The sequence below is a fragment of the Levilactobacillus cerevisiae genome, from assembly GCF_003946245.1.
Lineage (GTDB): Bacteria > Bacillota > Bacilli > Lactobacillales > Lactobacillaceae > Levilactobacillus > Levilactobacillus cerevisiae.
Window position 1 is genome coordinate 1 of the sequence record NZ_RHNN01000044.1, and the last position, 12,025, is coordinate 12,025.

A 12,025-nucleotide genomic window follows, 5' to 3' on the forward strand; every position below is an offset into this window, starting at 1 on the left:
TTCAGTACTAATTCGCTTCAGCTCACACTCCTCCTAAACGATAACTTGAACCACATCTAAAAGAAACATGATTAAACCGGGATTAGTACTTGACTAATGGTAGAAAAATAACCCCACAATGGCATTGTGAAGTTATCAGGTGAAATACGCTTTGCATAGTTCTCCACGAATTAGCCACCAGCGCACACCTTGAACCTACACCCCCGCCTTAGTCATCTGAATGTGCGGCGTCCCATTAAAGTTAAACACATCCCCCACCGCGGTATAGCCAAACTTCTCGTAGAAATGTTGTTTGTCGATCTGGGCTTCGATACTGATGGGTTGTAGCGCAAAATTCGCGCGGATGTCAGCCTCAATCTGTTCGACCAATTGGCGACCCAGGCCGGTCCCGCGGCGTTCCGGAATCGTCAGGGCTCGGCCAAACGTCACGTGGTCGCCCTCGGTAAAAATCCGCGCGTAAGCCACCAGCTGATCGCCATCGTAGCCCAGGAGGTGGTGGGCCACCTTATCCGTCTCATCAATTTCTTGATAAACGCGATTCTGGGCGATGACAAACGTCCGAATACGTTCATATGCAAGTTTATAAAAGTCTGCCGGCGTTAAATCCTCAAACCATTTCGTTTCCCATTTCACTGCAATCGTCTTCTCTCTTGTGTTATACTGTTTCTAACAGTATCGTTCATTTTAATTGCAAATGCAACTATAAAAGGAGAAATTATGGCAAATTCTTTTCGCAGTATCGGCCTGATTGCCCGGGTGACGGCCACCATGGGGAATCAACTTTTTCAAGCCGACGACCTCGCCAACAACCAGTTCATCTACCTGCTGCGGATTACCGAGGCCCCCGGTATCACCCAGACGGAGCTCGCCGATCAGCTCCACGTCGACCCCTCAACCTGCCTGCGGACCGTGCGTAAATTAATCACGAGCGGCTACGTGACCCGCCAGACCGACGCTACCAATAAGAAGCGCCGGCCCCTGGTAGCCACCGCCAAAGGCATGGCCATGAGCCCCGCTCTCGAGGCCTATGAGCAACACATCCTGGCAGTCGGCACCACGGACCTCTCCACCGGCGAACAGGCCCTATTAGAGGAGTTATTGGCCAAGGTGGCCGACAACATGCGCCAATTTCAGGATAAACAGCCCTAACCCGCGTGCCGTTACCATTTTGTCCGCTCGGTTTGAAACCGTTTATAATTTTTCACCAATTTCCAGTCAAATAAGTTCCCTTTCAAATTGTTCAATGCTACACTAGCTTGTGGAAAGTCGTTCCTAAATTTTGACAGATAAAGGAAGGTTACTAATGGCAGATCAAAAAGCAAATATTGGTGTTGTTGGTATGGCGGTCATGGGCAAGAACTTAGCCCTGAACATCGAAAGTCGCGGTTACACGGTCGGAATTTACAACCGTTCCGCAAGCAAGACTGAACAAGTTATGAAGGATCACAGCGAGAAAAAGCTGATCCCAAGTTACACGGTTGAAGACTTCGTTAAATCATTGGAAACGCCACGGCGGATTCTCTTGATGGTTAAGGCTGGGAAACCAACCGACGCCGTTATCCACGAACTCTTACCATTGCTCGACAAGCATGACGTGCTGATCGATGGTGGGAACACCAACTTCCACGACACGATTGCCCGGAACGCTGAACTCGACAAGTCCGGCATCAACTTCATTGGTATGGGGGTTTCCGGTGGTGAACTGGGTGCCTTACAAGGACCTTCACTGATGCCCGGTGGCCAAAAGGAAGCTTACGACTTGGTTGAACCTATTTTGACCAAGATTGCTGCCAAGGCGCCACAAGATGGCAAACCTTGTGTCACTTACATCGGCCCTAACGGTGCTGGCCACTACGTTAAGATGGTCCACAACGGGATCGAATATGGTGATGAAGAGCTGATCGACGAAAGCTACAACATCATGCGTAACGTTGCCGGCATCTCTGTCGACGACATGGCTGACATTTTCACGGAATGGAACAAGGGCGAACTCGACAGCTATTTGGTCGAAATCACCGCTGACATTTTGTCCCGTAAAGATGACTTAGGCGCTGACAAGAACTTGCCAATCGTTGATGCCATCAAGGACCGGGGGAACAACAAGGGGACTGGTAAATGGAGTTCCGAAGATGCCCTCGACGTTCAAGTACCCCAATCTGTGATTACTGAAGCCGTTTACGCCCGTTACATTTCCATGTTAAAGGACGAACGGGTCAAGGCTTCTAAGGAATTGCCAGCTGCTGCTAAGCAAGGCAAGGCCGAAATCGCCGACAAGGACAAGTTTGTTGAAGAAGTTCGCCAAGCCCTCTTCTTTGGTAAATTGATGAGTTACGCCCAAGGGTTCGAACAACTTCGGTTTGCTTCCGAAGCTCACGACTGGGACCTGCAATTTGGCGAATTGGCACAAATCTGGCGGGGCGGCTGCATTATCCGGGCCCAATTCCTCCAGAAGATTACCGACGCCTTCGACAAGGATGCCAAGTTGACCAACCTGCTGTTCGATAGCTACTTCAAGGATATCGCTGGCAAGTATCAACAATCCATTCGTGACGTGGTTGCCATGGCCGTTCAAGCCGGCATCCCCGTTCCAAGTCTGTCAGCTGCCATCACTTACTACGACAGCTTCCGCGCAGAAGTCCTTCCTGCTAACTTGTTACAAGCACAACGGGACTACTTCGGTGCCCACACCTACGAACGGAATGACCGCGACGGGAACTTCCACTACACTTGGTACGAAGAACAATAAAATTAATTTTTATCGCTAAAAAGCTCATGGCCGTTGTGGTCATGAGCTTTTTATATTCAATCACGCAAATAATTACAATAGTTGTAGCCATCTTTGGCGAATAGCACCTGATGGTATTCACCAGTTGCGATTACTTCATCAACAATCGCCACTACCCGAAAGAGCTTAGTTGCCCGTGTATTAAATTTCAACGGGTCTTTTTGCAAATTCAATAGCGAAACTGGACGATAATACATCTCAACCTGGTTGAGGGCTAATGCCATTATGTTTCTCCTGGTCCTGAGTAGATGATCGTAGCGTACTTTAAATAAAACACCGGCACTACTAACTAGCAAGTTCCCACCATTCAGCTCCTCCAGCAACGAAACAACCTGTAGCTTTTGAAAGGTGGTACCATCATTTTTAATCTTAATTAGGTCAGTTTCTAGATGATTCACCTGAACTGCTTTCCAAAATTTTCTCGGTCCACCTAGGTAATTAATGCCACATAAATGCATAAAATTATTTTCAACCACTTGAACCCCGAACCATTTTACTTTTCCCTCCTCCCTGAAAAAGAAATAGCGGATCTTTCCGATCAAATTCTCTTCAATATACCTCTGTGCTGAAAATATCGCTGGCAACGCTCTAACAAATCGTTTTGTTTCCGCAACTGTCATCCTGTGTACCAACGCCCCATTATCCTTGATCATCCCTACTCCTTATTATGAAAGAAAGAGCTACGACCATTGCTCACACAATGGCCGCAGCTCTTTCTTTCAGGTTTTTTCGTCCCCAGCGGACAGGATCAATGGCAGAACCATTGACAAATTATCTGGTTTTTTCGTCCCCAGCGGACAGGGTCGATGGCAGGAACCATCGACAAATTATCTGGTTTTTAGGTTGCCTGATCAACCGGAAATTATCCTGTAATCTCCATTGTTAGAATACCTGGAACTTGAGCAAATGTAAACCGATTTGCTTATTCGTTTTTGTTATAAAAGGACACAATTATCTTCACATCAATTGATTAATCCAATAGCTCATTTCAACCAGAATCTCTGTCAAATCAGCCTTGCAAGCAAACTTAGCGCGACAAGAATCGTTATTTTTGCTATCCTTGAGGCAATGATACGGGGAGGAATTCACATGTCACTCGGAGAAAAATTAAAAGAAGCACGTGCGACCCACAAATTTACCCAGCAGGCTGTCGCCGAGCAGGCCAACGTCTCTCGCCAGACAATTTCTAGTTGGGAAACCGGGAAAAGTTATCCGGATCTTGATAGTCTCATCACCCTCAGCAATCTGTATGGCATTTCACTAGACGTGCTGATCAAGGGGGACGACGGTCTGCGCGACTATTTACGGAAGCCAGAAATTTTGCAGAAATTACGGCCGATTCACCAGGCAATGTTGGTGCTAAACGCCCTCTTCCTGGTGATTCTCACCTTTTTCCTGCCCAGCGATCCTGGCATCTGGATCCTACTGGCCGCGGTCGTGGCGAACACCATCGGCTACCTCTACCTCCAACAATTTGAGGAACAGCTCAGCCCCCTGCCGCGCTGGGAATATCGGTGGCGCAATGCCTGGCTGCCCAGCCTAATCAGCAATCTCATTGTGACCGCGACACTTATCGCCACGCGCTGGCTCACGGTTTCCCCCGACACGTCGCAGCTCTTGGGCTCGCTCACGGCGGTTGGCTGGTTCACCCTCGCTAGCCTGTGGGTCGACCGCGTTGTGGGTCGGCTCCGGGTGCAGGAGTCCAAGACGGCGAAGCAAAAACAATTTTAATATTGGTAAAAAAAGAACCCACGGCCATCACGGTCATGGGTTCTTACTAAATTACAGGGTTTTTCGTCTCCAGCCGACTAGGTCAATAGCAGAACCATTGACCAATTATCTGGTATTTTTCGTCCCCAGCAGGACAGGGTCGCTGGCAAAATCAGCGACAGATTATCTGGTTTTTAGGTTGCCTGCACAACCGGAAATTTGGTGCTCAGGTCTTCTGTTACTGTACACGATAGCCGTCGCGTTGTCAGTCAATTCGACTCGCGACCACGGAAGCATAACGATTGTTATATTTTTTCGACAGTCCACCATCCCCGCTCCAGCAACGATGCTTAGAACCTTTGCTAGGCAAATCGCCGCTATTTTGCTATGCTAAAGATACTTATTACGAGGGGGCACCACCATCATGGAATTCGGGGAACGTTTGAAACAGACTCGGCAACAACAACACTTAACGCAGGCAACCGTGGCGGACGCGCTCCACGTCTCGCGGCAGACCATTTCGAGCTGGGAGACGGGGAACAGCTATCCGGACATCGACAGTCTGCTGCAGCTCAGCGACTTCTATCAATTGTCGCTGGATACGCTGCTGAAAGAGGACCACGGGATGACGGCCACCCTGCGCAAATCGGACGTGCTGGCGGCGATGCAATCGCCGATGACCAACCTGACCATCATCAATTTCGTGTCGATCACCGTCTTAATGTTTGCGGATCAATTGACCTCCGTGACCGGCATCTTCCTGTTGGTGGCGCTGCTAAACGCTTTGGCATTAAATAAGATGGCTGTCTTTACCAATTCGCTGACGCAGGAAGGCCCCTATACCCGCTGGCTGAAACGGCGGCCGTGGATGATTCTCTTCGCAGTGCTGGCCACGATTGGTGCTATTTGGACGTGGACCACGCACCAATCCGGCTGGGCCGCGGACTTCACGCTCTTCGCGGCCGTCTGCTGGTGGACCATTTTCTACGCTGAAGTTGGGCATTTTAAGTCGCCGGTTATTTCCCGTTCTTAATGATTGACTACACCAAAAACGACTCCTCCTACCCATCATGGGCCTGGAAGAGTCGTTTTGAAATTATTTTCTAAACACAACGTCCGCCTGGTCACCTTCAACCACAGCACCAACTGCCGGCGTAAAGCCAATGTTGGCCCCGCCCATGTCCATCATCTGGAGGAAGTCGAAGTACGGTGACGCGATTCCCAGCTCATCCAAATCAGCCAACGGCAGCGTGTAGCGAATGCTGTCTTCCGCGCCGGCCTCGACCTTTTCGACCCAGTGGGGTTCACGAATACTTTCGCGGCCAATCGCGACGAAGTCAATGCCATCGTCCATCACGCGTTCGGCGTCGACGGGCGTCTTGACATCCCCAACGGAAATCAGCGGCGTCTCTTTGGCCACATCCTGAATCTGATCGATCAGCGGCGTCTTGTTACTCTTATCATTAATCGATGGCCGCCAAACGTAGCCCATGGAAACGTGCAGGTAGTCCAGGCCCAGGGTATCCAGCTTGGCCACCAACTTCAGGGTGTCTGCCATCCGGATGCCGGGTTCTTCGATTTCTTCTGGTGAGAAGCGGTAACCGACGACGAATGGCCGGTCAGCGTAAGTGGCCACGGCCTTTTGCACTTCCGCAATCACGCGCAACGGGAAGGTCATCCGCTTTTCCACGGAGCCGCCCCACTTGTCGGTCCGGCGATTGCTGTGAGGTGAGAAGAACTGTTGGATCAGGTAGGTGTTGGCCCCGTGAATTTCCACGCCGTCAAATCCGGCTTGAATGGCCCGGCGAGTCGCTGCCCCAAAGTCCGTGATGGTTTGTTCAATCTCGGCATTGGTCAGCTCTTCTGGCGTCTCCATCCCCGGCCGTGGTGCGGGAACAGCGCTGGCAGAAACCGGCTTGTGGCCCCGCAGAATGGCGGAATTGGACATCCGGCCGGCACTGAAAATTTGGAGGATTGCCTTTGACCCATTTTGTTGGATCGTCGTGGCCATCTTGTTCAGGCCCGGAATGAAGCGGTCTTCCGCCACGGAAAGTTCCCCTTCAAAGCCCTTTGCCCGTTCGTTGATGTAGGCAACTGGGGTGATGAACAGGCCCACGCCACCGGCATGTAGCGCGGTGTAGCGGAGTTCGTCACGGGAAATTTCACCGTTGTTCAAGGCCATGGTTTCGGTCATTGGTGGCAAGACCACCCGGTTCTTCACTTTGACGCCTGACTTCAAAGTAATCGGTTCCAAAAATTTATAGGTCATTAGAAATCCTCCTCAGTTCATTAATGTTCCTTACTTGTTCAATTTAACAAAAACCGTTATGATTGGGAATGAATAGATTGTGATTTTTGTTCACAAATGAACGATTTCGCTATTTTGTCTACCAGCAAAGGACTTGAGACCTATGGATGTTCGCCGTCAATTATTTAACACCGTGTACACCTTGGTTACGCGGCAAGAAATTAACACCATCACCGTGAACGATATTCTTGCGGACTCCGGCATCAGTCGGGGCACTTTTTATAAATATTTCACTGACAAATATGATTTAATCAATAGCTACTACGAAGACGCCATGCGGACCGTTTCTAAAAGCTGCCGCGAATACACTTGGTTGGGCATCACCACCACACCCGTCGTCTATATGGCGGCCCACCCAGCCTTCTTCCGGTCGGCGTTCGCGGACACTGGCCAGAACTCGTTTACCAATTTTCTCTACGGCTTTCTGCCCGGCGACTACGCCCGAGTCATTTTCCAGCACACCGACCGGCAACAGATTTCGCTGGCGGAAAAGAAGGCCATCCTGTTCTACGTGGACGGCGCCGTGAACTATACCCGGCGCTGGGTGCTGACCGGGATGGCGCAGTCGGCGACCGACCTCAGCTTTGACCTCCACAGCTTTATGCCAACCATCATCAGCAAGATTCCCCTGAATTCACCAGTTTTGAAGGCTTAACTGCGGGTTAGCAGGGCCTCCGGGCTGGTGAAAATGAGACCGGACCGCTGTGGGCGCCCGTCTGGAGCCAAAAGGCGGTCTCCAGACTTACTTTGAGCCGCTAAGAAACACGGCTCAAAGATAGCAATTGCCTAAGCGACCAAGACCGTCACTAAGGCAATTCCCACGGCTTGGCTCATTTTCCCCAGCCCTGCGGCTAACACGGTGTTCGGCTGCTTCAACTGGCTGAATTTTTTGAACTGGCTACCTGTTATATAAAGGATTCACTACAATGCCGAAAGGCCCGGGAGAAAATCCCCGGGCCTTTCGTGTCGCTATTTTTCACATTTACTATTGCCTTGTGTGGCCACCTGATGTGGTCCCCGCTAGGCGATCTTCTAATTCCAGCTGAATCGCGTGCAGGTTTTCCCAGTGGTCGATCTCGGTTGCGAGACCCGCTTGCCACTGCGCCTTTTCGCGGCTCTTGGCAATGAACCGCTCCCAATCGATGTCAGCCGTTGTCTGGTCCTGCGTCTGCCGCCATTTGGCCCATTCGTCAAGGTGGTGTGCTAACTCCAGGGCTTCCGGCGGGGCTAATACTAAGTTCTCAGTCATAACCGTTGCCTCCTTAGCAAAAAATCTGACGGGCAGTCTCATTTACTGACTATATTTTAACAAGAAAGCCCATCGAACGCGACCATTATGCTCACAACTGGTCAATGACCTGTTTAATTGACTGGTCACCACTCAACAAGGGCACCGTTTTGCCAATCGTTGCGGGCGCATGGAGGGCCGCCACCAAAAAGCGGGCGAGGTCCTCGCGGGAAATGCTGCCAACGGCCAACGGGTCACTTTTTACCAGCCCGGTCCCCGGATGAAATGACAGCGCCCCCGGCTGAACAATCGTGTAGTCCAGGTGCGTTTGGTGGACCAGCCAGTTGTCCGCGTAAAATTTCGCCACGTACAGCGGCTTGAGCGGATCGGCCCAGCGGTTGCGGTCTTCGGCAAAGAGCATGCTGATCATCAAGAAACGCTGGACCCCAGCAATTTCTGCGGCCTGCATGGTCTTGACGGCACCATCGAGGTCAATCAGCAGCGTCATATCGTCCCTGGTGCGCCCGCCAGAGCCCGCAGCGAAGATAATCGCCTCAGTATCCATCATGGTGCTGGCAATCCGCTCAGGCTTCTCTAGGAGGTCTATACGGCGGACAGTGATGCCCTGGTCTTCCCAGTCCTCGCCGTCCTCTTCCGGCCGCAACCCGGCAATCGGTTCATCCCCCTTTGCCAAAAGCTGCGCAATTAATAGCCGACCCACGTGGCCGTTTGCCCCAACGATCAATACCCGCATCGTCTCTGAACTCCCTTCCAAACATTACCTAACCATTATACACTACGATGCATATGGGTTAAACGTGCCGGTTAGGTCGCCTCCGGGAGAGTGAAAATGGGTTCGGAACGCTGTGGGCGCCGTCTGGATCCGAATGGCGGTCTCCAGACTTACGGCTGAACCCATTTCACCCTCCCTGCGGCTAACGCTGGTTTGGCCCGTTGCGGTGGGCTCTCGTTGTTAATAATTGTTGCCAGAATCAAACTGCTTGGTAGGTGGGTTCTGAACAGGCAGCCTCAAATCGTTGTGATACTTATACCTTCACGATTAAGTCCAAAGCTGCCGTCAACAAATCCTTCGTACACTTGGCAGGAAAAAAGAATGGTGACCATGCATTCCCGGGCTAAAGCCGTGTCAGCCGCAGGGATGGCGGAAATGGACTAAGCCGTGGGAATTCCCTTAGTGGTGGGCCGTGCCACTTAGGGAATTGCTATTTTTAGACGCGCTTTTCAGCGGCTTAAAATAAGCTCGGAGACCGCCCTTCGGCTCCGAGCGAGCGCCCACAGCGTTCCGGTCCATTTTCCGTCATCCCGGAGGCGCAGTTGGCACGGACTTTAGCCGAAATTATTCACAACCGAGAATTTTCGACTAGTTCTCTTTGCTCCGCCGGCAACTATGCCATATAATGAAAGAAGGGCACCGACCGACTTTGACCGATACTCGTCGTGACACACACATTTTGAGGAGGTCTCCAATTTTGCAAAATCCAGATTTAACCATCACTGACTTGGACGAAAACGCCCAAAACGTAGAGCTGACGGAATTTGTTCACTTTTATTTACGGCATTACCGGACCAACGACCTGGAAATTTTGGCATCGTTCAAGGTTGATTACGCGATGAACGACATCAACATGTACATCTACAGCAACCTGAACTTCAGCCCCGACCAACTGGCCGCTGGCGTGCTCGCCAACAAGCGTGACCTATTCCTGACCATTTTGAAAACGGTCAACTTAGCCTACGCACAAAGTGGTGCACTGAAGGATTTGACCTGGGACGGCTGGTACGCGCAACAATACGCGGGTATCGCCGACGGTAAGTAAGCTAACGTAGCAATGAGGGGCGGGCAGCCGCCTTTTTTTGCGCAATTTTTTTGATGACTTAACGGATGTGCGCTGACAGTGCCTCCGGGCTGGGGAAAATGAGACCGAATCGCGGTGGGCGCCCGTCTGGAGCCACAGAGCGGTCTCCAGACTTACTTTGAGCCGCTGAGAAACGCGTCTCAAAGATAGCAATTGCCTAAGCGACCAAGACCGTCACTAAGGCAATTCCCACGGCTTGGCTCATTTTCCCCAGCCCTGCGGCTTACATTGTTTTAAACCAAATTTCGGGACCATTACACAATAATCAGCGGAGTCGGGCCATTGAGGTCGTTGAACAGACTTTCACCACAACATAACCCATTAGAAATAATCTTGGTACAACAAATGGCGCCCACGGAAAATTCTCGTGGACGCCATTTTTCATTTATGCAATTAAATCTTCCCCACTAGATCAGTGCCTGGCTTCAAGGTTTCTTCGCCGGGATGCCAGTTGGCTGGGCAAACGCGGTCGCCGTGTTCTGCCACGAATTGGGCGGCGGTCAATGTCCGCAGAATTTCGCCAGCGTTCCGGCCGATACCCATGTCGTTGATGGTGTATGAACGCACCTTGCCCTCGGGGTCGAGAATGAAGACGCCCCGGTAAGCTTGGCCAGCGTCCGCATCGAGCACGTCGTAGTGGCGCGCCAAGACGCCAGCGGGATCCGCAATCATTGGGTAAGCCACGTGGCCGACCTCGTCACTCTCTTCGTGCCAAGCTTGGTGGACGAACTCAGTGTCTTCCGAAACGCTGTAGATTTCAGCATTCTGTTTCTGAAATTCAGCGTAGTGGGCAGCCAGGTCGCCGAGTTCCGTGGGGCAGACGAAAGAAAAGTCGGCCGGGTAGAAGAACAGGACGGACCAGTGGCCCAGTAAATCGGCGGGCGTTAAGGCTTTAACCTCGCCGTCCTGATAAGCATTTACTTGAAAATCGGGTAACGCAGAACCAATGTAATTCATGATCAAAAAACTCCCCTCATTCAATTCATAACTTCTAACACACCCCTAGCATACGCGGTTTTGTCGCCGAAATCAAGAATCATTCTAAACTGGAAACAAACTGGCAACCGACCGTTTATAAAGATATTTATAGTTAGTTATTATAATTATTATTCGCTAGAACTTGCGCTTTTTTCTTGCAATGTGGGTGAAAACCAGCTATACTAAATTCATAGATAAAATAGAAGCTGTTAGGTGAGGCTCCTATACGGAAAACGCTACTGCTCAGAAACGTCGAGAAACGCCAATGAGTCAGCTGTTCAGGTCAACAGAAGGCCTGATCTAATGTAGCTGTTATGAACTAACTACGCCGTATAGTGCTAAAACTCAACGACTAGCCAAATCACACACTTTTTATTGTGCGCTTAGCTGGTCGTGGCTAAGCGCTTTTACTTTATCTGACGATTGTCACTGTCGACTTACTACAGGAGGTGAAGGAACATGACAACGCAACTTTTAGACGATCCTGGATCGTGTTATAACTCGCCGGTGGGAAAGTTACTGCATGTTCACACCTCTTGGTTGACGCTTTGAGGAGGACAATTCTCTAGCTTTCCCTATCCCGGACCCCGTAGCTTGATGCGGAGGTTCGACTGGTAGATTTTAAACGGAAACGACTGGCCACTTTATTTCAGACGCTGTCGGTGTTGCAACCGACCGTAACTCGTCTGAACTTCTCGAACTCGTTCGTGCGCCAGTTGGGTTCCAACCACTTAATGGATAACGCAAGCTAGAGTTACCCGTCTTTCTCGGCAACTATGCAGCCAAAATGCATTGACGTGCTAGTCGCATAGCGTTACAACCATGTAGCGATGCTTCACCGTTGGGGGAACCCAGTGGGGAGGAAAACATTTCGTAACTGACGCCGTTTCAACTAGGTCGGTTTTTAATTTCTCACGGTCGATACGAATAAATCAATACCAAACCATAACTGGTTATCAACGCAACCTGTTGGGCCCCATGGGCTGATGGGAATCACCCCGCAAGGTCCCACCACGTCACGTTGATGAGCTGGTATTAGCTAACACGATTTCACTAAAAAGCGGTTCTATGTCAACTGTTGTTGGTAATTCCATTTATAAAATTGTCTAATCCTTTGAGATTAGGCAATTTTTTTTGAG

Annotated in this window: 12 protein-coding genes and 1 riboswitch; of the genes, 6 read left to right on the top strand and 6 right to left on the bottom strand. The window is 50.6% G+C overall.

The features are described 5' to 3' along the window. Nucleotides 1-195: 195 nt before the first annotated feature. Complete coding sequence (locus EKM99_RS14740; protein ID WP_125584123.1) at nt 196-633, bottom strand: GNAT family N-acetyltransferase; 438 nt, start codon at nt 631-633, stop codon at nt 196-198. 84 nt (nt 634-717) lie between these two features. Between EKM99_RS14740 and EKM99_RS14745 the strand changes: the two genes are divergently transcribed. Both EKM99_RS14745 and gndA read left to right on the top strand, forming a co-directional pair. Next, nucleotides 718-1,149, top strand: a complete 432-nt coding sequence (locus EKM99_RS14745; RefSeq protein WP_125584124.1) for a MarR family winged helix-turn-helix transcriptional regulator — start codon at nt 718-720, stop codon at nt 1,147-1,149. A gap of 154 nt (nt 1,150-1,303) precedes the next feature. Further along, on the top strand, nt 1,304-2,746 hold the full coding sequence (gene gndA, locus EKM99_RS14750) for an NADP-dependent phosphogluconate dehydrogenase (RefSeq protein WP_125584125.1): 1,443 nt from the start codon (nt 1,304-1,306) through the stop codon (nt 2,744-2,746). A 56-nt stretch (nt 2,747-2,802) separates the two neighbouring features. Here gndA and EKM99_RS14755 read toward each other — a convergent pair whose 3' ends face one another. Further along, nucleotides 2,803-3,405: a PBECR4 domain-containing protein gene (locus EKM99_RS14755; RefSeq protein WP_225419885.1), complete on the bottom strand. Its 603-nt coding sequence runs from the start codon at nt 3,403-3,405 to the stop codon at nt 2,803-2,805. Between the two features lie 469 nt (nt 3,406-3,874). Between EKM99_RS14755 and EKM99_RS14760 the strand changes: the two genes are divergently transcribed. Further along, the gene (locus tag EKM99_RS14760; protein ID WP_125584127.1) at nt 3,875-4,516 is read left to right on the top strand and encodes a helix-turn-helix transcriptional regulator; all 642 of its coding nucleotides are present in this window, start codon (nt 3,875-3,877) and stop codon (nt 4,514-4,516) included. A gap of 403 nt (nt 4,517-4,919) precedes the next feature. Beyond that, nucleotides 4,920-5,528 (top strand): helix-turn-helix domain-containing protein, encoded by a 609-nt coding sequence (locus tag EKM99_RS14765; RefSeq protein WP_125584128.1) that lies wholly within the window; start codon nt 4,920-4,922, stop codon nt 5,526-5,528. 63 nt (nt 5,529-5,591) lie between these two features. Here EKM99_RS14765 and EKM99_RS14770 read toward each other — a convergent pair whose 3' ends face one another. Further along, a complete protein-coding gene (locus EKM99_RS14770; RefSeq protein ID WP_125584129.1) occupies nt 5,592-6,764 on the bottom strand; it encodes an NADH-dependent flavin oxidoreductase in 1,173 nt (390 codons plus the stop codon). 142 nt (nt 6,765-6,906) lie between these two features. On the opposite strand from EKM99_RS14770, the gene EKM99_RS14775 reads away from it, so the two are divergent. Then, nucleotides 6,907-7,458, top strand: coding sequence for a TetR/AcrR family transcriptional regulator C-terminal domain-containing protein (locus EKM99_RS14775; RefSeq protein WP_125584130.1), 552 nt, complete (start codon nt 6,907-6,909; stop codon nt 7,456-7,458). A 330-nt stretch (nt 7,459-7,788) separates the two neighbouring features. Here the strand turns inward: EKM99_RS14775 and EKM99_RS14780 are convergent, their stop codons facing one another. Beyond that, entirely contained in the window at nt 7,789-8,052 is a 264-nt protein-coding gene (locus tag EKM99_RS14780) for a hypothetical protein (RefSeq protein WP_125584131.1), read from the bottom strand. Between the two features lie 91 nt (nt 8,053-8,143). Next, entirely contained in the window at nt 8,144-8,785 is a 642-nt protein-coding gene (locus EKM99_RS14785; RefSeq protein WP_125584132.1) for an SDR family oxidoreductase, read from the bottom strand. Between the two features lie 736 nt (nt 8,786-9,521). On the opposite strand from EKM99_RS14785, the gene EKM99_RS14790 reads away from it, so the two are divergent. Continuing rightward, a complete protein-coding gene (locus EKM99_RS14790; RefSeq protein ID WP_125584133.1) occupies nt 9,522-9,869 on the top strand; it encodes a hypothetical protein in 348 nt (115 codons plus the stop codon). A 432-nt stretch (nt 9,870-10,301) separates the two neighbouring features. Here EKM99_RS14790 and EKM99_RS14795 read toward each other — a convergent pair whose 3' ends face one another. Then, nucleotides 10,302-10,865 carry a peroxiredoxin gene (locus EKM99_RS14795; RefSeq protein ID WP_125584134.1) on the bottom strand — a complete coding sequence of 188 codons (564 nt, stop codon included), beginning with the start codon at nt 10,863-10,865 and terminating at the stop codon, nt 10,302-10,304. 219 nt (nt 10,866-11,084) lie between these two features. Next, nucleotides 11,085-11,250: riboswitch (M-box (ykoK) riboswitch) on the top strand. Nucleotides 11,251-12,025: the final 775 nt, after the last annotated feature.